Genomic DNA, 22,991 nt, shown 5'->3' on the forward strand with positions numbered 1-22,991 from the left:
TACTCCTTAGGATTTAACAGTTATCGTAATTGGCCAATGACACCGTCCTGTGGATCGGCACATTAAACTCATGCCCCAGCGAATCAACGCCATAGAGGGTTATTTTCATATCATACAGGTATGGCTCCAACTTGTTGGGGTTATATTTCCCGCTGTTTATCTCTTTCATGTATTCCGTTTTTGTACCTGCATCCAGGATAACAAGGTTTACCGTTGCCGAGGTATCGGGTTGCACCGTAACGGTCGTTGTCAGGTCAAACATCTTAATTGGCGGCAGGTCAAGTTCGTATATCTGCTGTGTATATTCAATGGTATAACGTTGTATAAAGACAGGGTTGGCAGGGGTCAGTTTATCATACGATGCGAGATTGACCGTCATAACGCTGGTATCGTCTCCCCACTTTTCCGGTTTACCGCCTTCACATATGCCCTGCACCAGATCAATGCTCCACCCATCCCCCTGGTCTCCCGCGGGGGATGAATGAACCATAGTGGACACGGTTAGATACCCGCCGATCTTACCCGGCTCACTACTACCGGGGCTGGCCGGTCCGCTACCCCCTCCACAACTGTAGACAAACACCAGACCCAAGACCAAAAACAGTGTTAAAATCCTTCTTCTTTGCATATCTTCTCCTTCTTGTATAATCTTAATATACCGACGCTATGAACTATAAAAAAAAGTAAAACGTCTCATGTCGTTATTGCTCCACGATCTTACAATCAGTAGCATCGCTGCCAAATTCTCTCTCCACAACCCTGGGCGTTATAAATATCAGGTACTCTGATTCTTTATTCTCCTTCGTGGTTGATTTAAAGAGCCAACCCAAAACCGGTATATCTTTTAGTCCTGCCGTCCCCTCCTCTGAGATGGCAGCATTTTGTTTGAATATACCTCCCAACACCAAAGTTTCACCATCTTTTACTATGACCTTTGTTTTTTCGTTTAATTTCGTTGTATTGGGGGCATCGCTGCCACCTATCTTGGTATAGCCAACCAAGTCTTCCTTTTTAATCTCCACATCGAGATTGATCAGCCGACCGGGCGTGATCTTTGGCGTGATCTTGATATCAACGGAGACGGACTTAAACGCTGCCGACACCACTCCCTGGGGGTTCATTATGGGGTATGGTATGTCCAACCCTTGTGTAATGCTTGCTTCTTCGTTGTTCATTGTAAGCAGGCGGGGGCTTGTGATAATCTTACCACTATTTGAGGTCTCCATTGCTTGCAACTTCAGGTCCAGACCAAGTGTCCTCTGGGCATTTATAAAACCCAGGGCTATACCACTGCCCAGGTTAGAAACAGTTGTAGGCATATCTGCCAGAAAGGTTTGGCCAGTGACGCCTGCTCCCTTACCTATCCCTATTGCACCTGTTTTGTCAAAAGACCTTGAAAAGAATCCCCAATTTATTCCCAACGCATCCGAAATATTATTATTGACCTCTATTATCTTGGTCTCTATTAACACCTGTTTCTTAGGCACATCCAGTGCATGGATAAAATCCCTGATATTCTTCAACGCTGATTCTATATCTATAACTATGAGTTTATTTACCGATTCGTCGGCATAAACGGTACCTTTGGCAGTCAACAAGCCTCCTTGTGCTCTTTTCTGCTGAAGACCTATATTGAAAGCCTCTACATCCTCCTGTTGCTTGGGTTTTCCTGCTGTACTTTTACCTTCCGCCTCAAACTTGCTTAACAGTTTCTTATTTACTTCATCGGCAGGTACATATTTCAGAAGACAATCCATGCGCTTTACTTTAGCCAATTCCTGCAACGCTTCTTCTTCTTTGCGTTTAGATGCTGATATTCGCAGCCTTTCATCATCTTCTCGTTTTTTCGCTTCAAGCTCTGTCTTTCTCATATCGTCCAGGGTCTTCTGGTTGGCTATGCGAATGATGTTGCCGGTTACATCGCAGCCGAGTCTGAGTATTTTTTGAACAAGGTCTACCACTTGATACCAGGGGGCATCCTTAATCTGCATCGTCACCTTACCGCTAACATCGGAGTCTACTACGATATCACAGCCACTCTCGTCGGCGAGGAGTTTGAGCAATGCCGTCACAGGGGCATCCTGAACATTCAGCCTTATCTTATTTTGGGTACCACACTCAAGTCTTTTGCCGCACATAGTAATCTCAAGGGGTTCAGCGGCTTCATCCTTTATTATCTTCACCGTCCCATCATCAAAGGGCGAGGCTAAAGAATCTCCTCTTTGCACAGGGGTTACAGGAGGCATTTTTCCAACAGGCTGGTCTACTTTGAAAGCAGGCATATCTGCCGCCATGACAGGGTCTTTCTTCTTACCTGCTACATCTGCCTTTGTGCTACCTGCCCGTTCTCTGCGTTCGGCAGGAGTTGAATCGCCACCCTTCACGGCCCGCCTTACCGCCGCATCTATCCGGTCAAACGTCGTCAGAGACACTATGATCGTATCATTGACCGTCAGCACCTCGTAGGGGGTATCCTTCTGCAGCTCTAATACTACACGCACGCCCAGATTGCCCTCTTCCCACCTTAGCGCCTTTAAGGGCACTGCTATCTCCTTTGGTAGTTTTGACGCTATCTTTACATTTGGGATGTCTATTGCTATCTTGTCTGAGACACTGACATCGCTAAGGCTGGATATCACGGGTTTCAAGGCACCGTCGCCACGGATTATCACATTTACGGCATCCCTCTCTCGCTTAAAGCTCACACCGGTAATGCTCCTAGCCTCATGCACGGGAGTATCCCCAGCCGACACCGGATGACTCTCCAGCGATTTGTCTGCGGGCTTCTCTGTCGGCAGATTCTCTATCGGTGTTGTCTCGTCGCTTGATTTCACTATCGGTCCTTTTTCCGATTTAACCGCCAACCACTCTTTACCGCCATTTTGTGCACCACTGCTGACATCCGCAGCCCTAACACCATCGGCATCCTTGCGAACGCCAACAGTCAGGACATTATCCGACTGCTTATGTGTAGTCTCAAATGGTGACGTAAGCGTAATCTCCACGTTTAATACGCCATCTGCACCGGAGGGCTGCAATGACACTTCGGCAATCCCTTCCTTGCCCGAAACAATCCTGTTTCTGTACATGCCCAAGTCCACGGCCTTTAGACTCACCACTATCTTAAACGGGTCCGACGGTGGAGTCAGCGAATATTCAAAGGGCTTCTCCGCTACGACCTTCACCATATAGTCCTCTATTTCTATTGATTTCAGAAAATTGGGGCCTTTGGCACCTGCCTGTGCCTTCCCGCTGTCATCTTGCAACAGGCCGTCAGGTTTGCCACTACCACTGACACCTCCCGTTGAGCTGCAACCATAAAGCATCGTGACAAAAAGTATAACGACCCATAATATTAAGCCCTTGTCTTTAAACATTTTCATTGGCCTCCCTGACATCTCCATTAATTGATATAAAATCATTAACTATCCTAGTGTTTACCATCTTTCTTTGATCTATCACCCTTGTCACCCATACTCGTCCTATCGCCACCGGCACTGTCGCCAGTGTTGCCATCGAGATTAATGTTCAGATCGAGACAGATATTGCCGGTGCCTGACTCGATATTTTCTCTCTTTATAGACCTCCCGGCACCTCCCATATTTGAGAAGGTTATCGTCAGGTCCTTTATCACTACCGGCTGCGAGCTACATTTAGCAGCCCCATTGGCCGTATCTTTCGGTTTTATTTTCAGAATATTACCGTCAACTTCTTTATCGAGCCTATGCGTATCAAGGATCAATTCCAGGGCCTTATCCCACGGAACGTCTTTCAGCTTCAGCGTAATCTTACCCTTGACGGCCGGGTCTACAACGATGTTATATCCGCTGACATCGGATATCAATCTCATTATCGGCACAATTTCTGCGTTGTTAAAGTCGAGCGTCACCAGGCCCTTTCTTGGGAATTCTGCTCCATCATGCCCTTTTTCGGCGGAGGGTTTTTTACCCTCTTCCTTGAGGCGGTCTATCCTGGCCTGCACATCGCTCATCACATCATCCGTCGTTGAGGCATCTTTACCACCACGGCTATCTCTCTTCTTTTTCTTTCCGGCAGGTTGTTCCTTTCCGACAGGTTGCACGATTGCTGCCGTGTCAGAGGCATTCGTCCCCGGCGCCGTCAGCACGATCTCCACCACATTGCCACCCATGACCACATCGTAGTTAACCTTCTCTGCCACGTCCAACACTATCCGCACCTTATCTTTGTGCTCTACCCATCTGATGGCGCTCAGGGGCATCTTAGGGGTTTGCTTTTGTAGCCTTGCCAGTCTCACCTTGGGGATGTCTACCACGATCCTGCCATCGAGCGTAAAGACATCCGGCGCTATCGGACCATCCCCCGATATCTCCACCTTTGAGAGCGTAGCCGATTCCTTCCTGAAATGTACACCGGTTATGTTTCTGGCCCCTTTTAACGCACCATTTGATACTATGACCTTCTCCTTAATCGCACCGTTTGTCGCCACGCCTGGTCTTTCTCCACTGGATTTAACAGTGTCTGTTGCCGGGTCAAGCGTGCCGGCTTTAAGTACAAGTTCCAGCTCATTTTGCGAAACCACATCAGAGACATCAAATGGAGACGACAGCCTTATCTCTAACACGGTTGACATTTCTTCCTCTTTGACGGTTACGTCCACTATGCCTTCTTTGCCTACAATTAGACGGTCTTTATAATCGCCTGCCTCTACACCCTTAAGTTCAACTATTTTTTTCAACGGATCGAAAGTGTTTATTACATTATAGGGAAACACGCTACTTGCGGTCAGTTTGATTTTATCGCCCTCAAGACCAACTTCATTCAATACATTACCGGAAGGCTGCCGTGTGTTTTGCTCTGCTACCTGTTGTGTCTCTTTTTTTGTCTCCTGCTCTATTCCTTGGCTTACCGGCCCCTGATTTACCGGTCTGGCATCCTTCCTGCCAGAGGCACAACCATAAAGCAATACAACAGAAACCAAAACTACTATCAACTTACTAAAAACGCCTAAAAATCGCATCCACTGGCCTCCTCTTGATTTAAACACATGGAGAGTCTCTTCACTATACTCCTGCCCAGGTCATCCACCATTATCTCTTCTACAATAATCCTGTCATGTCTTATCTCCACGACCTTACCACCATTCATTCCAATAAAAGTTCCCTTTTTTATAGCGAACGCTCTGCCATCAGACAAGACGACAGAGGCATACTTGTCTATCCGATCAATAACGATACCGATCAGCTTCATTTTTGCCCAGTTGACAGTTTCCAACGGGGAAAGTATACGGGTATCTCTTGGTTCCTTTTCTTTCTGGCGTTTCTTTTTATTAAGCTCCAGGATAGACATAAAAGGGTCGCGCCGACCTTCGGACTTATACTCATATGGAACAATAACGATTGGTTTATCGGCGGGTTTATCCATACTCTTATCGACAGGCTGGGCATTGTTTGACGTTGCACCCTTAGCATCGACCCCTAAGGCATCTCTCACAGCCAGGTCAGAGAACACCAACATCGCAAGTATAACACTTGTAAAGCACCATTTTTTTAACATAGCATTTATTGCCTTTACACCAAAAGCCACTCTCACATGTTCTCCTATTTTGCCGCCGTACCCGGAGCACCTTTGGCATCAGGCTCTGGTATGGCCGAAAACGTATTGGCCACAAGCTGTATCTTCAGGCTAACCTCCTCAGCTCCAAACGTTGGACTGTCCAACTTTATCTGCGATATATTCACAATCCTGTCAAGGGCTGTCAATCTGCTCAGGAAGTTGCCAAGCTCGTGGTAAGAACCATTCATCGAAACATTTACAGGGATCACGTAGACTATGTTGCTTGGGTGGTTAGACTTTGGTTTTGGCTCCCACAGGTTTATCTTCAGCCCCGAATACCTGCCCTGGTCTGAGACCATCTTTAAAAGGCTTGATATCTCGCTCTCTTCCGGGAGCTGTCGCTTTATCTGCTCATATTCTTTTTCTGCCATGGCCAGTTTTGCCTTTAGCGCAGGGAGTTGCTCAACCATCTTTTGTGCATCTGCTATCTCGCTGTCTAATTTCTTTATCTCTGACTTTAACTTTTTTATCTGCGCATACTTCGGTTTGGAAAAAGCAAAATAAAAAACCAACAATATAATAATAAGCGGTATTAACGCTATAAGCACCCTCACTCCGGGATGCAGCTTATTTATGGACTCAAGGGTAACAGGCGTCAACTTTTTACCTCCGCAACCTTTGCCTCCGGCTTAACAACGAGCATGGTTATTCCAAAGCTATACACCTTAATAGTGTCCTTTTCCCCCTTTTCAGCCACCTCAAAGCTCTTAACCAGATACGTATCCTTGAACAACTCAGAACGCTTGAAGTTATTTACAAACACCACGACGTCATCATTGGTCATAGCAACGCCCTCTAAAGCAAGGTTAGAGCCGTTGAGTGTCAACATCTTTATCCATACATTTTCGGGCAACGCCTTGCTGACCTCATCTATCACCCTCACAGGGATGCCCTGATTTGCCCTCAACTCCTCGATTGCCTTTTTATTTGCCTCCACCTTATCTATCTTTTTCTTCATTGCCTCGACTTCTTTAATCTTCTGTTTCAGACCCTCAAGTTTCGCCGTCTTTTGAACCTTATCATTGGTCAACAGCCTGACTTTCTTGTTTATCAGGTAGACGCCCACCCCCGACAATATCAGTGCTACGAGCAGACTGGCTATCAGACCTATGATGATCGTGGGGACTTCTTTGGCGGCTTTTTTCCTTTTTCTTGGACGCTTGTCCGAGGGTAACAGATTTATCCGTATCATCTGTCTCCAACCCTCCTCATGGCCAACCCTACGGCTACGGCAGCCAGAGGTGCAACCGATTCCACGTACTTGGCATCCATCTGCTTGGGTATCTTTATCTTGCTAAAGGGGTTCATCAATGTTACGGTAAGCCCCGTCCTCTCCGTTATCAGCTCCTTAAAACCTTTAACCATGGCCCCGCCCCCACCGAGCATCAGTTCGTCGATGTTGCCAATATCGGGCGTATCGCTGAAGTAATCCAGCGAGCGGGTTATCTCCATGACGATCTCCTCCGACGCTGAATTTATGATAGCCTCGGCCTTCACTGCCGATATCCCCTCGGCCTCCTGTCCACGTTTGAGCTTCTCTGCCGCTTCCATTGTCACATCGAGTTCCCGCATGAGGGTATCCGTGTGTATCTTGCTACCGATTGAGCTGTCACGCGTAAAGGCGGACACCCCGTTTCTCAATATATTTATCGTCGTATTGGTTGCACCAACGTTGACAAGCGCCACGTTCTTTTCTTCAGCACTGTGGTAATTGATCTCATACATGTTCTCAAGCGCAAAGGCATCAACGTCAACTATGACCGGAATCAATCCCACATCCTTGACCACACTGACGTAGCTGTTTAAGAGGTCCTTCTTCACCGCCACCAGCACAACATCTATCTGACCGGCCTCTTCGGCAGGGCCTATTATCTGATAATCGAGGTTGACGTCCTCTATGCCAAAGGGCACGTACTGCTCCGCCTCAAATCGTATATTTTCATTTAGGACCTCTTCAGTCATCTCCGGCAGGGTGATACGTTTGATTATAACAGAGGAATGGCCCGATATGGATATCACGGTGTTTTTCGTCTTTATATTGAACTTCTTGATCAGCTCCTTCAGAGTCTCGCCTAGCTTGACCGTATCCGCTATGGTATCCTCCGCTATGATGGCTGGATGAAGCGGCATCACCCCCAGCAACTCCAGTTCGTAACCCTCCTTGAGGTCCTTCAACTGAACCGCCTTTATGCTTCCCGAACCTATATCAAGACCCAGTAGCGACTTAGAACCAAATAACGATACCATAGAGATGTTATACCATAGCAAAAATTTCTTGTCAAGTGTTTTTTTATTTTTTTATAGCCACTTAAGAACTTATCTTAAAACTTAACTTTAAGTATTAGGACAGCCGGCAGGTATACTCAGGTTACATCGGAAAGAAGGGCGCTCATTCTGATGTTTTTGCCCGTAACCAAACCGACAGCAACGAGTCTCCCGTGGGGGTCCTTCACCCTCACGTACCGCCCGGCCTGCTCATCGTCTGCCACCAACGCCCACGCACAAGGCCCCACACCGGAGAGCGTCTGGCCGTTTGTCAGCCTCCGCACCTCACCGAAGCTCAACACCACCTCCTGCATGTGCCCCAGCACGTCATCGAGGCTGTGACACCCCACACCGGAGAAATTCAACTCTCCCAGGTGCATCGCCCCGCCAACATCAAAGCGCCCTACACGCATCCGCCGAAGACTTTCAACGTACCCACAGGTGCCGATATCCCTTGCAATGTCGGCACACAACGTCCGTATATAGACCCCCTTGGAGCACGACACCCGAAGCTCAACAGAGGGCAAGCGCAGTTGCGTCAACCCGATGCTATATATGCTGACACACCTGGCACTTCGTTCCACCTCAAGACCGCTCCGTGCCTTCTTATACAGCGGTACCCCGCCTACCTTTATGGCGCTGTACATCGGCGGCGTCTGCATGATCTCACCCGTGTACCTCACCAGAACCTCCCCGATCTCCGAAGCCGTAAGAGGCGGCACCGGCATCTCAATCACGGGTACACCTTCTGCATCAAGCGTGTCCGTCTCCACACCGAGCCTCATGCGGACAACGTACTCCTTGTCAAGGCCAACAAGGTACTCCACGACCTTCGTAGCCCTGTTGCAGCAGACCAGGAGCACCCCCGTAGCCAGCGGGTCAAGCGTTCCCGTGTGTCCCGTCTTGTTGAGGCCAAGCTCCCTTTTGATCCGTTGGCAAACAGCGTGCGAGGTCAGCCCCTGCGGCTTGTCCACGGTTAGCACAACATCCATGCTCAATGGTAGCACATGCTCGCGGCCCTGTCAAGGCAGTAATCGCATTTGACCGCAAGAAAAAAAAGGGGCGGTTGTGGCAGGGGCGGGTGCGACCCGCTGCGGGAAAATCGTGCCCCACCCCCTCGCCCCCCTTTGGAACCCCCTCAGCCCCCTTGACCCCATCCTGCGCAGCCTTGATTTTTAAACATAAAATAACCTAATCAACAACTCATAAAATTCTCTAATGCGCTTGCCCTGACCACTTAAAAAATCTCTTGACTATTTCAACTTTTTTTTATAAAATAAATAAGATCGTTCTTGAGATGATTAGGAATGAGGTGGAAAAATACAATGTCAGATGCAGAAAAAGGTATAATTACATTAAAGAAACTCGATATATCAAGCGAAGATGATTATGACATCTTCAAAATCTCTGAAAGAAAAGGTGTGTAACGATAACAGCGTGGAGTTGAATTTAGCTAAACGGATACTATGTACACCAATGCCTAAATTTGTTTGGTGCGTCGATATATCTACAAAAGACGATTTCAAGTCATTAAAAATGTCCGGCAAAATAATTATAGATATAACGGCAGGGACCTATGAACTTGATCCGTGGATACTTTATCATGACCTGTCAAAAGTCGTATACTACAATACTGCTACGAACGGATTTATGGAAGAAACACTACCAATAAAGCCTTATAATATCTATAGAAACAACTTAAGGGAGATATAAATGACGCTAAAGGATTTTTTATTGGAAAAACCTGTTTTGGGAAAAGAGTTAAGCTCGCCAACAAATGACGAATACAGGAGACTTTGCGCAACCGAACTCCATCCCAGGATCGCCGAAATTCTGAAGGATAACGCCGAGGCTGTCAGAAACGCAAGCAACTATTACATAAGATAACATTCTGCAGCAGAAGAGGGCATTTTTACGGGGTCAAGGGGACTTCTTTCTGGCCGGGGCGCCTCGCCCCTCCCCTTGCGGGGGGGTCTGAAGGGGGGCGGAGGCGCCCCTTTCTTTCTTTGTATCGCATGCAATCGAAACGCGCCATAAATTCTCAAATACAATTGCCCTGTAGTCAAAAGACAATGCCCTGGTGTATAATATAGCTTGATGCAACTTTTAGTGATGACATTTAAGGAGGTAAGACAATGACAGAGGGTAGGTTCAGACTCGTTACCAGAAGTGATTTTGACGGTCTGGTGTGTGCGGTCTTATTAAAGGACCTGGACATGATCGATGATATCAAGTTTGTGCATCCAAAGGACATGCAGGATGGCAAGATAGATATAACCAACAGGGACATCACAACCAATCTGCCCTATGTCGAGGGCGTCCATTTGGCCTTTGACCACCACCTCAGTGAAACAATCAGGGTCGGCAAACGTGACAATCACATCATACATCCCGAGGCTCCATCGGCGGCAAGGGTCGTCTATGAGCACTTTGGCGGTAAAGCCCGATTCAAAGACATATCCACGGACATGATGGAAGCCGTTGACAAGGGGGATGCCGCACGCCTCAGCCTCGATGAAATACTCCATCCAACAGGCTGGGTGCTCTTAAACTACCTCATGGATGCAAGAACCGGCCTCGGAAGATTCAGGGACTTCAGGATCTCAAACTACAATCTGATGATGGACCTCATCGACTACTGCAAAAACCATACGATAGAAGAAATCCTCGCACTGCCTGACGTCCAGGAACGCGTAGAGCTGTTCTTCAAGTACGATGAGCTGTTTAAAGACCAGATCAAACGCTGCGCCGTCGTACACAATAACCTCGTTGTGTTGAACCTCCTCGGAGAGGAAACTATATACCCCGGAAACCGCTTTGTGATCTATGCCCTCTTTCCTCAGTGCAACATATCAATACACATGCTCTGGGGGCTGAAAAAGCAAAACATCGTCTACGCCGTTGGCAAGTCCATTGTCAACAGGTCATCAAAGACCGACATCGGACCGCTGATGTTAAAATACGGCGGCGGCGGACATGCTAACGCCGGCACATGCCAGATCGAAATCGACAAGGCCGATGCCGTCCTGGCTGAACTGATTAAGGTTATCAACGCCGATGGTTGAGCTTGTCTCAGGGGTACAGCAATTGTCTTTTGCAATCTGCATGGTATATAACGTGGCTTTAACAGGCTGAGAATATGACGAAAAAAACTATAATGATCGCCGATGACTCACCCAGTATACGTCAGTTGGTAAAGATAACGCTGACTGAGGCCGGCTACGATGTGATTGAGGCCTGTGATGGTGAAGAGGCATTGGACAAGATAGAAGAAAGCCACGTGCATATGGCCCTGGTTGACCTGAATATGCCCAAAATCGATGGCCTGGACGTCATCAGAGGTATCAGGGCTAATCCAAAGCACAAGTTCATTCCCATCGTTATGGTCACCACGGAGTCAAGTGTGTCAAAGAGGCAGGAAGGCAGGGCTTGCGGGGCTACAGGATGGATAATTAAACCCTTCAAGCAGGAACAGTTATTGGCCATCGTAAAAAAACTCATCCCCGGTTAAAGATATCCGGGCATATTGCCGAATAAAGAGTATTAAGAAAGGGAGGTAAAAGCATGATAGAAGAGATTAGCCAACGGGTAATGCAAAACGTGCAAAGTACGGCTGGTATGTATGTAGCCAAAAAAAGCCTCGACGTAATGGAAATGCAGGGACAGATGGCCGTAGCACTCATCCAGAATGCGGGCGGCGCCACAAATCCTGCAGGAACAGGTACTCTCGTCAACAAATACGTTTGAACTCTGACTTTCTTAACATTGGCTCTCTGGCCAAAGGGGTGACCCCTGAGACAAGGGTAAGCCCGACAGAGAAACCCGAAAGGGAAGTGGGGCTGTTCACTCTTCCCCTTCGGGCTTTTAACACCCGTGGCCAAGGGGTGGGCCAAAAAGTGGGCCAAGGGGTGAGTCACATAATTGGGGATAGTGCACGTGGACTTTGCAGTTAGTCCTGCCAAAAATGTCGCTCTAAGAGAGAAGATGGCTGCCTTAAGCATCCACGAATCCGATATCGAGGAGAGCTTTATTCGCAGCAGCGGCAATGGCGGACAGAAGGTGAACAAGACCGCTTCGTGCGTCTACCTCAAGCACATACCAACCGGCATGGAAGTCAAGTGCATGAAGGACAGGAGCCAGTCCATCAACAGGTTTCTGGCAAGGAGGCTGCTGGTTGATAAAATCGAACGACTTCTCAAGGGAGAAGACAGCGTTATAGAAAAAAGGTTCCAAAAAATAAGAAAACAAAAGGACAGAAGAAAAAAGAGGGCTTTAGTCCGAACAGATCATGAAAAAGAGCCTCAAACGGAGGCCTCTGCCCAATGAGGGACTATGTTACTTGAAGAGATAACAATGCAGGAGTTTCATAAACACCTGTTACAATGCAAGACGATAATATTCCCCTTTGGCACGGTCGAGGAACATGGCACTCACCTGCCCCTGTCAACCGACACCCTGATAGCCAACGAAGTCCTGATGCGGGTGCTCCGTCGGCGGGATGTCTTCCTTGCCCCACCCGTGCATTACGGGGTCTGTACCACGACACGGCAGCACCCGGGAACAATAAGCATAATGCCGGAAACACTACGGATGCTCACCAGGGACCTCGTCGTGGACTCGTACAAGAAGGGGCTGAGAAACTTCATGCTGTTATCGGGGCACGGTGGTGGTATCCACATGTCTGCCATGAAGGAGGTGGCCGAAATCCTGATAGATGAACTCGATGACATTCAGATAGCCGTCCTGTCCCCCTATGATATCCTGCACAAGGAGCTTGCGCAACTGTGTGAGACCCCCGGTGATTCACATGCCGGTGAGCTGGAAACCTCCGTCGTAATGGCCCTGCGACCAGACTTGGTAAAGGGAACTGCCCCGGAAGGATATCCACAGTTTCCACGACCATTTATCGTCAGAGATAAGCTCAAGTACTGGCCACACGGCATCTGGGGCAACCCGCAAAAGGCAACCATCCAAAAAGGGCAGGCGGCTATTGATATTATCGTGGCAGCGGTTGTCGCGCTAATCGACAGGTTTGATGAAGGTACAGGGTTTTAGAGGAACCTCTCTTTTCTTGTATTACACACAATCTAAACACGCTATAAACCTCTGATCCCCCTGTATATCATACTCAATTCATCCCTGGTTATACCCTTTATAAGATAAAGCGACACTATATAGACCAATGCACCACCAAGTACCTCAATCGCTATATTAAACCCGGTAGTCGTATACAAAAAGAGTGCCATGATTGCCGATGCTACCACGGGTTTTAATATAAACCTGCCTATCGCAATCGTAGCGATGTCCCTGAATGCCCGCACATACAACAGTAGTCCAAGGGCTTCAACCGCCAGTGCCGCTATAGCACAACCCACTATTCCCAGGCTTCCAATAAGCATGGCGTTAAGCAGCAGACTCACAATTGCCTGCACCAGGACGACCCTGAGATATAGCCCCTGCCTGGCACTTGCCCACAAACCTCTGATGTACACCATGTTACATACGCCTACTGCCCCTGCCCAGAGCAAGTATCCCAGCGCCGTACTTGCGGCGTCATAACTGCCACCGTAGATGAGGTGCATCAGGGGGCCGGCTAACATGCTGCCACCAACGGCAATGGGCACTAACAGGGTTATTGATACCCTGGCACTGAGGGACAGTACAACGCCAAATGTTCCCGCACCGGCTTCGACTCCGGCATAGTGTCTGGTGATGACCGGGTATATCGCATCAAAGTACACCGAACCAAGCATACTCAAAGGCAATAGCAGTTTAAAGGCGCTGTTAAAGTATCCCACGGCACTTTCTGTACTCATAAAGCCAAGCATCACGGTATTTGCGTTGTTGATGACGAAGTTCATGAGCACTGCCATACCTATGGGCAGGGCCTGCCACAGGGATGTCTTCCACAACCCCATGTCTATATTAAGTGCGATTTTGCCGGCAATCTTCCCGAAAGACCAGAACAAACACCCCGCCGTTACCACTCCTGCCAGAAACTGAAGACAGGCAACAATGAGCAGTTGTTGCGGGTTGCGTATGAGGCTGAACACCCCTCCTGCATAGACCACTATCCCTGCGATCCGGCCCAGTGCTATGTAGTGCATCCGCTCAAGCCCCTGAAACAACCACTCTATGAACAGACTCGATACAAACACGCCTGCCCCATAGAGGATTATCAGGGATTTTATCTCTGCCGGTTTGTCAAGCATCAAGGCAATTGCAACGAGCACAACAAAACTCACTACGGCCATCGTCAATCTCAGGGCAATGATGTTGCCCACATACCTGTTGAGCTTCTCCCCACCCACACACCGTCCGACGGCAACCTCCCTGGTGGCTATTACGCCTATTCCCATGTCCGTAAAGAGCATGAAATAACCAACGATGGCAAAGGCAAAGTTGATCCTACCAAACCCCTCCGGCCCCAACACCCTTGCAAGGTACACGACGACAAAAAACGAAACGGCATGTACCGCTATGCCGGAAGAGAGCAGGGAAAGGATGTTGTTTACAATGCGCGCCCGATGGATTATTTTAGGTCTTGAATGCCCTTGTTGCTGCAACGCCTCATCAGTCAATCTTGACCACTTTATCACCCAGTCTCTTAGCCAGTGCATCCACGGCCAGGGTCAGGGCGGCCTCATCCACGGACTCAAGGGTCAGCATTACCCGATGGTTGCTGTTGTGCATTATGGGATAGGAGCCGATCTTTACGGCCCTGTTGTCTCTTACTATTTCGTTGAGCATGGGGGCTATTTCGGACTCGTACTCGTTGACGTACACCCGCTTAAGCAGGATCGAAGGGGCTACGAACAGGTGTTCGATGACGTTGAACTTGTCTCTGAGAAATTGTGGGATACCGGGGAATATGAACACGTTCTTGTAGCGTATCAGCGGAAATTCCAATGCCTTGTCGGTTACCAGTTCGCCGCCTTCGGGGATTTCGGCCATCTTCAGGCGTTCCGGAGTCACCCTGTCACCGTATCGGCGCTCCAGTATGCCGCGCAGGTGTGGCTCCACAACAACCCTCACGGAAAAACCCTTGGCTATCCCCTCGATTGTCACATCATCGTGGGTTGGACCCAGCCCCCCGGAGGTAAAGACGTAATCGTACCTGTCTGAGAAACTCCGAACCTCTGCCGCGATTTCGTCAACCTCATCGGATATGATAGAGACACGACAGACGTTTACTCCTCTGGCACGCAGCCGTCTAGCTAAAAACAGACAGTTACACTCCTCTACCTTTCCCGATAGTATCTCGTCTCCTATTATAATTATCCCAGCCGTCATTTCCATAGTCCGCTAACCGCCTTCCTCATTGTTTCCATTCATTGTACAACATTACCACCCAAAAATAGAAGAGGAGAAAAGAAAGAAACCCCTGTTTATAGCGTAAACTCCAGTCCCTGGTAGACGGCAAGACATTCTAGTGGGCTGTTTTGTTCCCTGATGATCCGGTGACAGTCTGCAACGATCTCATCCTCTGCGTCATCGGTTCTGTTCTGGTTGTGATGAAAGAGGCCAAACTGCTTTACTCCTGCCTCAATGGCCAACCTAAGAGAGTCTTTATAGACGGAGTGGCCCCACGTTATTTTTTCCGTATACTCTGATTCTACGTACTCGGAGTCGTGAAACAACACATCGACCCCCCTGCAGAACTCCACGTAAGTTTCAAATTCAAGACCACCGGGGTGCTTATACGTCAGCTCGTTGTCGGTGATAAAGACAAAGCTCTTACCGTCCTCGACGAACTTATAACCAAGCCCCTGGTTGGGATGGCTCAACATGACTGATGAAATGGCAACGCTATCTATTACAATACTCCTGTCACATATGCTGTTATAGGAGAACTCTGCCTTGATCTCATTAAACTTTACAGGGAAGTGTGGAGATACCATCGTCGTGGATATGATATCCTGAAGGGTGCCGGCAGAAAAGGCGCAGCCGTAAAAGTCTATCACGGTACCTTCACGGTATATGGGTCTGAAAAACGGAAAACCCATGATATGGTCCCAGTGTGCATGGGTGAACAACAGATTGAAGCGCGTCCGTTTTTCGTCGAGCATACGTTTGCCAAATTCCCTGATCCCGGAACCGGCATCAACGATGATAATCTCATCATTTTTCGTCCTTATCTCTATACATGTGGTATCGCCACCGTATTTAAGATACTCTCTGCCTGATACCGGGATAGAGCCTCTCGCTCCCCAACACCTGACAATCATTGCGTTGCCTCCTTTGCTGTCATTAGCTTGCCTTAATTATACAATATACCCCTATGTTTTGGGATAATTTTTTTGGCAACTAAAAAAACTGTTTTCGACCACAGCTACCCTCACCCTTGTCACAGTCGTTGCCGTAGGATATCCATGATATCGGCATTGGAGAGCTTAACGGGACTTTCCTTGTTTGAAGACCTGGATGCTATCATATCAAGGTGCTGCTGCCCTACGCCATAGTGACTAAGCAGTGGCATACGCAACGCCGATACCCAATTGTCTATCGTCCGGATCAAGCTCTCCAAGGACGACTCCACACTGCTGTTGCCACTCTGAGCGGTTATGAGGTCACCTACCGCGGCGAACTTTTTTAGCGCATCCACGGCATTATCTGCCATCAGACGCTGAATGTTGACCTTCGTTGCCGCCCCGATGAGGGTCCCGCAGATGACACCATGGGGGATATCAAAATGGGCGCTTATGACCGAGCTTATCCCATGCACCACGCCCAGGCCGGCATTGGCAAGGGTTATGCCCGATATCAGCGAGGCATAAGACAGCGCCGACCTCACCACAATGTCCCCCGGGGACACCGTGCAGGCAGCTACGAGGTTGTCCTTAAACAACTCCAGTGCACCCAGGGCCAGAGAGTCCGTGACAACAGAGGCCTTCGTTGACACGTAGGACTCCAGTAACTGCGTAAAGGCATCAAGTCCACAGGAAGCAGTGATGGCAGGCGGACAGGACAGGGTCAACTCCGGGTCAACAACGGCAACGTCCGGAACGAAGTTGTCATGCCTGAGGGACTTCTTAAAGCCGTCCTGTCCCACACGGCTTATGACAGCGTTCTTGGTTGCCTCACTGCCCGTTCCTGCCGTAGTTGGCGCCGCTATAAACGGCACCTTCACTCCACTGTGGACGGCACCACTGCCAACCCCCTCAAGATAATCAAACACGCCCTCCCCCGTGGGCAGCATCGCCGATACGGCCTTGCCTGCATCAAGGACACTGCCACCACCTACGGCAAGGACTACCTCAACGCCAACATCACGGCAACCCCTGACCACTTCATCGATCATCTCAGGGAAAGGCTCCGTGTTGATTGACACGTGGCGGTGCTTGATCGAAAGGGCATCAAGGTCGGCCAGAAGCCCAGCCAGCCTCCCCGACGCCTTCAGAGAGCTTCCTCCGGTAAGTACTAAAACACTCCGGCCATAGCCACGGACAATAGTGCATACGTCCTTAAACGTGCCTGCTCCAAAGTATATGTGCGGGGGCCTGGCAAACTTAAACTTCAGGTTCACCATTTTGTCCTTTCCTGGGGTGAGATCACGCGGTGGGGTACCCCCTGACGTGGTTTGGCCATCCAGGGTTCAACCGTATCGCTCCATGTCTTGTAGTGGGCAGTGTTTTTGTGTTCGGCGGCTGCCTCTTCGCTTTCGTATGCCTCGTACAGGAGAAACTGTGTCGGGTCCTTGATACCCTGAAGCACGTCAAACCTCATGTTGCCAGGTTCCTCGACCGAACCCCCGTGGTTTGCACGCGTTGCGGCTATGAAATCATCCACGTGCTCGGGCTTAACCCAGACTGTTACCGATGTGACTATCATCAAACAAGATGCCTCCTTTTTATTGATTAAGATACCAAAAATCATATTATAAGGTCTTATCAGTATCGCAGGTAGATGATCACCTTTTCCCTGTCCTTACCTGCCGGCACGTTGGGAAACACCGTATATGTGCCCGGTTCGAGGGTCATTCCGACTATTTCGGAGGAGCTGCAGATTGTGGCAGTCCCCGTTATGCAGAAGCCTTCCTTTGGCCCGTCGATCCTTATAATAGTGGCAGCCCTGGTCAATGTCACAGGTTTGCTTATGACAGAGCCGCTGCGTCCCTCAGACGCCCTCACCTGCACACCGGTAAGCTCTATGGCTGAGAGAGTCACCGCCGTTGCAAGCATCAACAACACCAGGCAAATCAGTGTTGCACTTATCTTTGTCTCTATACGCATCATAACTCTACCCCTTCAGGGGAAATTTCCTCATCACGGAGTATATTGGTCCGCCCGGCTTGAGTTCACTGCTCATAAAGTCTATGGTTGAGACAGGGCTGAGACCAAAGTCCTGTGTTTTTAACGAGGTCAGTTTTTCCATGAGGCCGATAGCATTGCCACCATCCCTCAATCTGCCAATTGTCAGGTGTGCAGCCCAAGGCTTGTCCTCCCTGGCAAAACCGGCATCAGAGAGCCTTGCGTCGATATCCCGATGCAGCCCCCGCATGGCACTGTCATTCTCCACGCCGATCCACAGCACCTTTGGCCGCGTCAGGGTCGGAAACCCACCCACCGATCTCAGGGCAATACTGAAGGAACGGTGCAGGGTGCAAACCCCTTCCAGGGCAGCCTCAACCCTCCGCACCTGACCCTGATCGATATCGCCGAGAAACTTTAGCGTTAAATGGAGGTTTTCCCTTCTGACCCACTTAACGTCACGGTAATCCTGCCTCAACGGGGCTATGGCTGCATCGATCTCCAACTGCACCGGCTCTGCTATGTTGATGGCAATAAACGCCCTTGTCTTCAAGCGCCGTCCCTCAACGCCAACCCTCTCAGGCACCCTGCCACCTACTCCTCAACGACCCTGTAGGTATACTCTATGGGGACGCCGTTTTCAATGGTGGCCTTTACCGAGCAGTACTTTGTCATGGACAGTTCCACTGCCCTTTTGAGGGCCTCGACCTCTACGCCCTTGCCAGTGACCACGTACTCCACAACGATGGTGTTAAAGCGTTTTGGGTGTGCAGAGGCCTTATCGCCCCTGACATTTATCTCAAAACGTCTGACGTCCTGTTTCTTTTTTCTGAGGATGGAGATGATATCCATAGCCGAGCAACCTCCCAGCGCTATTAACAGCAACTCCGATGGCCTCATGCCCGTGTCCTCCCCGCCAACCTCGTGGTCGGCGTCAATAACGATGGCATGTCCCGATGAGGCCTCCCCCACAAACCGCATCCCATCAACCCATGTCAACTTTGCATCCATAAACTCCTCCTTAAGGGCAGCCTGCAACTGCCTGTTTTGTTTTTAATCGCATGGTTTCACCCTGTTTTAGGAGACGCTGGAATTCTGCAATGGAATTTCGTTCAACATTACGCCCCGCATCCCCGAAGGTTCCAAGCGCCGTTATAACAGCAATGTTTTTTCGCCTGTTATGAATCATCGTACTATTATAGCAGATTTCGACTTGATGTAACTACAAGGTAAATAACGGAGCATAAAGGTTTAGAACATTAGGTTTAAGAATAATGGGGTCAAGGGGACTTCTTTCTTGTCTTAAAGTATAGTTACCATAGAAATATAAAGAAGATACATCAAAAAGCTCTGTTCTTAAAATTGAAGCATCAGGGCGTCTTTGCATACGTCAATCTCTATGGGGACGTTTGTGGTGCATTTACCGAAATAATCGCCATCCATCTGTATGTGGCTTTCTGCGTTAATCCGGATGCTGTTGCATTTGCCTCCCACCACCCCCTTTAGCCTCCCGAGGGGTTGTCCGCCTATAATGCCTGCCGTGTGCTTCAGCAGGGCACCCCTGCCGTGCCCTTGGAAGACGTGTACGCAGAGTTCCGCTTTTGTTATATCAGCCTCCGGCGCAATCCGAAACTCACCGCCATAGCGCGATGCCTTACTGACAATGGCCGAATAGCCGCTGATATCGCTGCCGTCAATCCGCAGTGTGATATTTTCAGTCCTGTAGCTCAACAGGCACCCTATCCCGCTGACGACATAGGCCGGCACCCCGATCACCCGCTTGAGGGACTTGTTGAGGCCGTATACCGCCAGGGCATCAAACCCTATGCCGGCCATCGTGGTAAAGTAGCGTGTCTCCCAGGGCGTACGTATGCGTCCCAGGGACACTTTCTGCGGTTGACCTCCGATGGTCGATGCAACAGCCCTCCGAACCACTCCCCTGGAACCCAGCTCCCGTGACAGGACGTTACTGCCTCCTATGGGTAGGATGGCCATTGGAATCCGTGAAAACGCCAGACCATTTGCAACCTCGTTGGCCGTCCCGTCCCCTCCGCAGGCAAATACCACTGACCAGGGCTTGTCGGCGGATTCCTCGACGGCCTGTCCGGCCCGTGTCTGGGCATCTCCCTTGTCTCTGGTCCAGTAGAGGGTCGTGTCATAGCCTGCCGCCTGTAGCATTGCCTTGGCCGTTTCTATTCTAGCCGTCTTAAATGTCGTCGATATAGGATTAATGATAAGCAGCGCCGATAACCTCATCCAATTTCCTTATGCCTCCATAGTACTAGCATTTACGTTATAGCCTATTTTACATTTGGGTTGATTAAAATGCAATACCACCTTCAACTTTTTGAGAAATTACACGCCAAATGAAAATTGGGAAATCGCTGGAGAAGGGCATTAATTGGTTATCAGGACCCAAATCGGACCGAGATTTCATGGTAGAGAATGCTTTAAAATCAAGGAAGTGGTGCCGAAGGGGGGACTCGAACCCCCAACAATGCACACCGGCTTTACCTTTAAGGTACGACCTGGAATGACTCTGGAATGAGTGGGGTTTTGAGGGTGGTATCTGAGTGTGTAACTTCTGTCACTAATTGTTGCGGTGATCTATTGGTGATGGGTTAGGGGGGGGTAATACATTGGTCAAATGCTATTGACACAGAAGGGTCAGCGATTCTTTACATAAACAATAAACATGTGGTAGAATAAAATCAATGGAGATAAACAAGTTAGTTAATAAAATTGCAAGGAGGCTTACAATGGCACTACCAATAAAAGATACACCACCATTAAAAGGGAAGGATGCCGATAGGTTTTACAAGCGAGCAAAAGAGGCAGAACAGGGATTACATAGAGAATCTGATGAAGAAATAAAACGAATGATAGAAAGCTCTGACTGGTTAAAGAAATTTGCAAATTTCACAGACTGATAGTAAATTCTCAAGACTCCACCACAATCAAGAGTTAAAACCTTTTGATTGTGGTGAGGAGGATTTGACGGATTTTTTGATTAACCAGTCAAAGTTGTATTTAAATCAATTACTTGCTGTTACATATATTTTAGAGAGCAAAGATGAGACAATTGCTTTTTATAGTGTTTTAAACGACAAGGTTCAGAGAAGCACAAAAATAAATAAGAATGTTCCGAACAAAAAACGATATTATACCTATCCAGCAGTCAAAATAGGACGGTTAGGTGTCCATAAAAACTATCAGTGTAACGGTATTGGGACAAAGCTACTTTATCATGTAAAAAGAACATTTAGATATGATAACAAAACTGGATGCAGATTCCTGACTGTTGATGCTTACAATAAACCTGATGTTTTAAACTTTTATATACAAAACAGATTTGCATTTTTCTCTGAAAATGACAAGAACGATGCGACAAGGTTGTTGTTTTATGATCTAATAGACATAGCACCTATGCCAGAATAAAAAACGATACATAAGGAGGTCGAGAACACGTCTATAACATTTGATATAAGAGAACGTGGGTTCCTTATTATTTTGCATAGGTAACTCAACTCAAGGACAGCGACCATCGGGAGCGATAGTGCAATATAATGCGTTGCTATTGGAAAGTATCATGCGGCAGATTAAAGACTCTTTCCAACTCTGGAAAAAAAGTTTTTTAACATTTGTAAATCTCCTTCCTATCTATGTTTACTCTACACTATGAATCGCTGAGTGCGTTTACAAAGGTATTCCGTACCCCCATACACACAGATCCTGCCCATGGATTGAATAGGGGTGGTCAAGAAGTATGAGAAGAAACCTGTAGTAAGCGTTGTCACACGTGCGGTAATAGGAACGCTGTATGCAATTTTAGCAGTACTAACTGCGACATGTGGTGGCAGGGGAATCAACTCCTCATATATAGAAAGGCTCAATGCTGCATTCAGGGGTTGGCTACATATGTTGGTCAGACGTGGCAGAGCAATTGCCCACAATAAGATTATTGTCACAGCAGGAATGTATCTTGTGGGATGTCCCTACAACCCCTGTTCAAGCCATGGGCAAGCCCCTGATGCTATCATAGGTCACTACGGAAACCATCCAGCGAAGAAGGAAAGAAATGGTAAGAACGTAAACCGGCGATGGCTGCATGACCACGGTTGTTTGTTGTGCCACCAACTCAATTCGAGTTTTCTCTGTATATGGTATCAAAGTCGGCGGAGGCTTTGATGAAAGCGCTAAGAACGTCCGGATCGAAGTGTGTTGGTAATGTCCTGCCGTCGCCCTTTGTGATTATATCAACCGCCTTCTTGTGCTCAAACGGCGGCTTATATGGTCTCTTCATAACCAGGGCATCATACTGGTCGCAGATTATGACAATCCTTGCTTCAATCGGTATATCCTCGCCCTTCAACCCTGCAGGGTATCCTGAGCCGTCCCATCTCTCGTGGTGATAGAGGGCTATTGTTTCGGCCATCTGTATACCGCCGTGTGAAGACCCTGAGAGTATGCCGGCACCTATCATGGAGTGCGTCTTTATCACCTCAAACTCCTCCTCCGTAAGCCGTCCCTGCTTTAACAACACGCTGTCAGGTATGCCGATCTTGCCTATGTCATGCAGAGGGCTTGCAAAACTTATTGCTTCAGCAAATCCACCTGACAAACCAAGCTCCTGTGCCAACCTCTTTGAGTATAGACCCATCCTTGATATATGTTCACCCGTATCGGTATCCTTGCGCTCGGAAGCTAATATCAGACGTTGAAGCAGCTCATCGGTCAGGTCCTTTATCTTCCTCTGCGCACTTTTTAGTTCAAGGGTCTTCTTCTCAACCGTACTTTCGAGCATCTTCTTGTAGGTACGGTCTAACTTCGCATACCACAGGTAATCTACAATACTACTCAAGGCCCCCACAAAATGCCTTG

General features: G+C 48.5%; 27 protein-coding genes. 9 read left to right on the top strand and 18 right to left on the bottom strand.

Going from position 1 to position 22,991, the window contains the following annotated elements:
* Nucleotides 1-13: 13 nt before the first annotated feature.
* The 8 genes from Mcas_RS10935 to truB all read right to left on the bottom strand — a co-directional run bounded on the left by Mcas_RS10935 (nucleotide 14) and on the right by truB (nucleotide 8,852).
* The gene (locus tag Mcas_RS10935) at nucleotides 14-628 is read right to left on the bottom strand and encodes a hypothetical protein (protein WP_040335582.1); all 615 of its coding nucleotides are present in this window, start codon (nucleotides 626-628) and stop codon (nucleotides 14-16) included.
* Between the two features lie 73 nt (nucleotides 629-701).
* Nucleotides 702-3,377, bottom strand: a complete 2,676-nt coding sequence (pilQ, locus tag Mcas_RS10940) for a type IV pilus secretin PilQ (RefSeq protein ID WP_040335583.1) — start codon at nucleotides 3,375-3,377, stop codon at nucleotides 702-704.
* A 53-nt stretch (nucleotides 3,378-3,430) separates the two neighbouring features.
* Nucleotides 3,431-4,999, bottom strand: a complete 1,569-nt coding sequence (locus tag Mcas_RS10945; RefSeq protein ID WP_040335584.1) for an AMIN domain-containing protein — start codon at nucleotides 4,997-4,999, stop codon at nucleotides 3,431-3,433.
* Nucleotides 4,987-5,565, bottom strand: a complete 579-nt coding sequence (locus tag Mcas_RS10950; protein ID WP_040335585.1) for a pilus assembly protein PilP — start codon at nucleotides 5,563-5,565, stop codon at nucleotides 4,987-4,989. The genes Mcas_RS10945 and Mcas_RS10950 overlap by 13 nt, the downstream gene beginning before the upstream one ends.
* Nucleotides 5,566-5,579: 14 nt before the next feature.
* On the bottom strand, nucleotides 5,580-6,194 hold the full coding sequence (locus Mcas_RS10955) for a type IV pilus inner membrane component PilO (RefSeq protein ID WP_040335586.1): 615 nt from the start codon (nucleotides 6,192-6,194) through the stop codon (nucleotides 5,580-5,582).
* Nucleotides 6,191-6,787: a PilN domain-containing protein gene (locus Mcas_RS10960; RefSeq protein WP_040335587.1), complete on the bottom strand. Its 597-nt coding sequence runs from the start codon at nucleotides 6,785-6,787 to the stop codon at nucleotides 6,191-6,193. Before Mcas_RS10960 ends, Mcas_RS10955 begins: the two co-directional genes overlap by 4 nt.
* A complete protein-coding gene (gene pilM / locus Mcas_RS10965) occupies nucleotides 6,784-7,842 on the bottom strand; it encodes a type IV pilus biogenesis protein PilM (RefSeq protein WP_040335588.1) in 1,059 nt (352 codons plus the stop codon). The genes Mcas_RS10960 and pilM overlap by 4 nt, the downstream gene beginning before the upstream one ends.
* 116 nt (nucleotides 7,843-7,958) lie before the next feature.
* On the bottom strand, nucleotides 7,959-8,852 hold the full coding sequence (gene truB / locus Mcas_RS10970; protein ID WP_040335589.1) for a tRNA pseudouridine(55) synthase TruB: 894 nt from the start codon (nucleotides 8,850-8,852) through the stop codon (nucleotides 7,959-7,961).
* Nucleotides 8,853-9,336: 484 nt separating this feature from the next.
* Here truB and Mcas_RS10975 point away from each other — a divergent pair, with 484 nt between their 5' ends.
* The 7 genes from Mcas_RS10975 (at nucleotide 9,337) to Mcas_RS11000 (ending at nucleotide 12,915) form a co-directional block, all read left to right on the top strand.
* Nucleotides 9,337-9,573: a hypothetical protein gene (locus Mcas_RS10975; RefSeq protein WP_040335590.1), complete on the top strand. Its 237-nt coding sequence runs from the start codon at nucleotides 9,337-9,339 to the stop codon at nucleotides 9,571-9,573.
* Entirely contained in the window at nucleotides 9,574-9,747 is a 174-nt protein-coding gene (locus Mcas_RS18225) for a hypothetical protein (protein WP_156033322.1), read from the top strand.
* 248 nt (nucleotides 9,748-9,995) lie between these two features.
* Nucleotides 9,996-10,925, top strand: a complete 930-nt coding sequence (locus Mcas_RS18845) for a DHH family phosphoesterase (protein WP_040335591.1) — start codon at nucleotides 9,996-9,998, stop codon at nucleotides 10,923-10,925.
* 74 nt (nucleotides 10,926-10,999) lie between these two features.
* Entirely contained in the window at nucleotides 11,000-11,371 is a 372-nt protein-coding gene (locus tag Mcas_RS10985) for a response regulator (protein WP_040335592.1), read from the top strand.
* A 53-nt stretch (nucleotides 11,372-11,424) separates the two neighbouring features.
* On the top strand, nucleotides 11,425-11,607 hold the full coding sequence (locus tag Mcas_RS10990; protein ID WP_040335593.1) for a hypothetical protein: 183 nt from the start codon (nucleotides 11,425-11,427) through the stop codon (nucleotides 11,605-11,607).
* Nucleotides 11,608-11,844: 237 nt separating this feature from the next.
* Complete coding sequence (locus Mcas_RS10995) at nucleotides 11,845-12,186, top strand: peptide chain release factor family protein (RefSeq protein WP_052567213.1); 342 nt, start codon at nucleotides 11,845-11,847, stop codon at nucleotides 12,184-12,186.
* Nucleotides 12,187-12,192: 6 nt separating this feature from the next.
* Nucleotides 12,193-12,915 (top strand): creatininase family protein, encoded by a 723-nt coding sequence (locus Mcas_RS11000; protein ID WP_040335594.1) that lies wholly within the window; start codon nucleotides 12,193-12,195, stop codon nucleotides 12,913-12,915.
* Nucleotides 12,916-12,956: 41 nt separating this feature from the next.
* On the opposite strand, the gene Mcas_RS11005 is transcribed toward Mcas_RS11000, so the two are convergent.
* The 9 genes from Mcas_RS11005 to Mcas_RS16835 all read right to left on the bottom strand — a co-directional run bounded on the left by Mcas_RS11005 (nucleotide 12,957) and on the right by Mcas_RS16835 (nucleotide 20,366).
* Nucleotides 12,957-14,459, bottom strand: a complete 1,503-nt coding sequence (locus tag Mcas_RS11005; protein ID WP_040335595.1) for an oligosaccharide flippase family protein — start codon at nucleotides 14,457-14,459, stop codon at nucleotides 12,957-12,959.
* On the bottom strand, nucleotides 14,434-15,159 hold the full coding sequence (locus Mcas_RS11010) for a competence/damage-inducible protein A (protein ID WP_052567214.1): 726 nt from the start codon (nucleotides 15,157-15,159) through the stop codon (nucleotides 14,434-14,436). The genes Mcas_RS11005 and Mcas_RS11010 overlap by 26 nt, the downstream gene beginning before the upstream one ends.
* 89 nt (nucleotides 15,160-15,248) lie before the next feature.
* Nucleotides 15,249-16,088, bottom strand: coding sequence for an MBL fold metallo-hydrolase (locus Mcas_RS11015; protein ID WP_040335596.1), 840 nt, complete (start codon nucleotides 16,086-16,088; stop codon nucleotides 15,249-15,251).
* A 119-nt stretch (nucleotides 16,089-16,207) separates the two neighbouring features.
* Nucleotides 16,208-17,389 carry an iron-containing alcohol dehydrogenase gene (locus Mcas_RS11020; RefSeq protein ID WP_040335597.1) on the bottom strand — a complete coding sequence of 394 codons (1,182 nt, stop codon included), beginning with the start codon at nucleotides 17,387-17,389 and terminating at the stop codon, nucleotides 16,208-16,210.
* Nucleotides 17,383-17,691 carry an antibiotic biosynthesis monooxygenase gene (locus tag Mcas_RS11025; protein WP_040335598.1) on the bottom strand — a complete coding sequence of 103 codons (309 nt, stop codon included), beginning with the start codon at nucleotides 17,689-17,691 and terminating at the stop codon, nucleotides 17,383-17,385. The genes Mcas_RS11020 and Mcas_RS11025 overlap by 7 nt, the downstream gene beginning before the upstream one ends.
* 59 nt (nucleotides 17,692-17,750) lie before the next feature.
* The gene (locus tag Mcas_RS11030; RefSeq protein ID WP_040335599.1) at nucleotides 17,751-18,095 is read right to left on the bottom strand and encodes a hypothetical protein; all 345 of its coding nucleotides are present in this window, start codon (nucleotides 18,093-18,095) and stop codon (nucleotides 17,751-17,753) included.
* Between the two features lie 4 nt (nucleotides 18,096-18,099).
* Nucleotides 18,100-18,696, bottom strand: coding sequence for an RNA 2',3'-cyclic phosphodiesterase (gene thpR / locus Mcas_RS11035; RefSeq protein WP_052567217.1), 597 nt, complete (start codon nucleotides 18,694-18,696; stop codon nucleotides 18,100-18,102).
* Between the two features lie 8 nt (nucleotides 18,697-18,704).
* On the bottom strand, nucleotides 18,705-19,121 hold the full coding sequence (locus Mcas_RS11040; RefSeq protein WP_040335600.1) for an OsmC family protein: 417 nt from the start codon (nucleotides 19,119-19,121) through the stop codon (nucleotides 18,705-18,707).
* Nucleotides 19,122-19,466: 345 nt separating this feature from the next.
* The gene (locus tag Mcas_RS16835; RefSeq protein WP_052567219.1) at nucleotides 19,467-20,366 is read right to left on the bottom strand and encodes a diacylglycerol/lipid kinase family protein; all 900 of its coding nucleotides are present in this window, start codon (nucleotides 20,364-20,366) and stop codon (nucleotides 19,467-19,469) included.
* Between the two features lie 458 nt (nucleotides 20,367-20,824).
* On the opposite strand from Mcas_RS16835, the gene Mcas_RS18235 reads away from it, so the two are divergent.
* Together Mcas_RS18235 and Mcas_RS11050 are read left to right on the top strand one after the other, a co-directional pair.
* Complete coding sequence (locus Mcas_RS18235; protein ID WP_156033323.1) at nucleotides 20,825-21,040, top strand: hypothetical protein; 216 nt, start codon at nucleotides 20,825-20,827, stop codon at nucleotides 21,038-21,040.
* A 64-nt stretch (nucleotides 21,041-21,104) separates the two neighbouring features.
* A complete protein-coding gene (locus Mcas_RS11050) occupies nucleotides 21,105-21,548 on the top strand; it encodes a GNAT family N-acetyltransferase (RefSeq protein ID WP_052567220.1) in 444 nt (147 codons plus the stop codon).
* Between the two features lie 700 nt (nucleotides 21,549-22,248).
* Here the strand turns inward: Mcas_RS11050 and Mcas_RS11055 are convergent.
* Nucleotides 22,249-22,991: HD-GYP domain-containing protein (locus tag Mcas_RS11055; protein ID WP_040335611.1), on the bottom strand; the 743-nt coding region annotated here is incomplete at its 5' end.

This window comes from Candidatus Magnetobacterium casense, from assembly GCF_000714715.1.
In the GTDB taxonomy this organism is placed as follows: Bacteria; Nitrospirota; Thermodesulfovibrionia; order Thermodesulfovibrionales; family Magnetobacteriaceae; genus Magnetobacterium; species Magnetobacterium casense.

What these genes read in the sequence shown, in the direction of transcription:
- Mcas_RS10935 (WP_040335582.1), bottom strand. Translation starts at nt 628, where the DNA reads ATGCAAAGAAGAAGGATTTTAACACTGTTTTTGGTCTTGGGTCTGGTG.
- pilQ (WP_040335583.1), bottom strand. Translation starts at nt 3,377, where the DNA reads ATGTTTAAAGACAAGGGCTTAATATTATGGGTCGTTATACTTTTTGTC.
- Mcas_RS10945 (WP_040335584.1), bottom strand. Translation starts at nt 4,999, where the DNA reads ATGCGATTTTTAGGCGTTTTTAGTAAGTTGATAGTAGTTTTGGTTTCT.
- Mcas_RS10960 (WP_040335587.1), bottom strand. Translation starts at nt 6,787, where the DNA reads ATGATACGGATAAATCTGTTACCCTCGGACAAGCGTCCAAGAAAAAGG.
- pilM (WP_040335588.1), bottom strand. Translation starts at nt 7,842, where the DNA reads ATGGTATCGTTATTTGGTTCTAAGTCGCTACTGGGTCTTGATATAGGT.
- truB (WP_040335589.1), bottom strand. Translation starts at nt 8,852, where the DNA reads ATGGATGTTGTGCTAACCGTGGACAAGCCGCAGGGGCTGACCTCGCAC.
- Mcas_RS10975 (WP_040335590.1), top strand. Translation starts at nt 9,337, where the DNA reads ATGCCTAAATTTGTTTGGTGCGTCGATATATCTACAAAAGACGATTTC.
- Mcas_RS18225 (WP_156033322.1), top strand. Translation starts at nt 9,574, where the DNA reads ATGACGCTAAAGGATTTTTTATTGGAAAAACCTGTTTTGGGAAAAGAG.
- Mcas_RS18845 (WP_040335591.1), top strand. Translation starts at nt 9,996, where the DNA reads ATGACAGAGGGTAGGTTCAGACTCGTTACCAGAAGTGATTTTGACGGT.
- Mcas_RS10985 (WP_040335592.1), top strand. Translation starts at nt 11,000, where the DNA reads ATGACGAAAAAAACTATAATGATCGCCGATGACTCACCCAGTATACGT.
- Mcas_RS10990 (WP_040335593.1), top strand. Translation starts at nt 11,425, where the DNA reads ATGATAGAAGAGATTAGCCAACGGGTAATGCAAAACGTGCAAAGTACG.
- Mcas_RS10995 (WP_052567213.1), top strand. Translation starts at nt 11,845, where the DNA reads ATGGCTGCCTTAAGCATCCACGAATCCGATATCGAGGAGAGCTTTATT.
- Mcas_RS11000 (WP_040335594.1), top strand. Translation starts at nt 12,193, where the DNA reads ATGTTACTTGAAGAGATAACAATGCAGGAGTTTCATAAACACCTGTTA.
- Mcas_RS11010 (WP_052567214.1), bottom strand. Translation starts at nt 15,159, where the DNA reads ATGGAAATGACGGCTGGGATAATTATAATAGGAGACGAGATACTATCG.
- Mcas_RS11015 (WP_040335596.1), bottom strand. Translation starts at nt 16,088, where the DNA reads ATGATTGTCAGGTGTTGGGGAGCGAGAGGCTCTATCCCGGTATCAGGC.
- Mcas_RS11020 (WP_040335597.1), bottom strand. Translation starts at nt 17,389, where the DNA reads ATGGTGAACCTGAAGTTTAAGTTTGCCAGGCCCCCGCACATATACTTT.
- Mcas_RS11025 (WP_040335598.1), bottom strand. Translation starts at nt 17,691, where the DNA reads ATGATAGTCACATCGGTAACAGTCTGGGTTAAGCCCGAGCACGTGGAT.
- Mcas_RS11030 (WP_040335599.1), bottom strand. Translation starts at nt 18,095, where the DNA reads ATGATGCGTATAGAGACAAAGATAAGTGCAACACTGATTTGCCTGGTG.
- Mcas_RS11040 (WP_040335600.1), bottom strand. Translation starts at nt 19,121, where the DNA reads ATGGATGCAAAGTTGACATGGGTTGATGGGATGCGGTTTGTGGGGGAG.
- Mcas_RS16835 (WP_052567219.1), bottom strand. Translation starts at nt 20,366, where the DNA reads ATGAGGTTATCGGCGCTGCTTATCATTAATCCTATATCGACGACATTT.
- Mcas_RS18235 (WP_156033323.1), top strand. Translation starts at nt 20,825, where the DNA reads ATGGAGATAAACAAGTTAGTTAATAAAATTGCAAGGAGGCTTACAATG.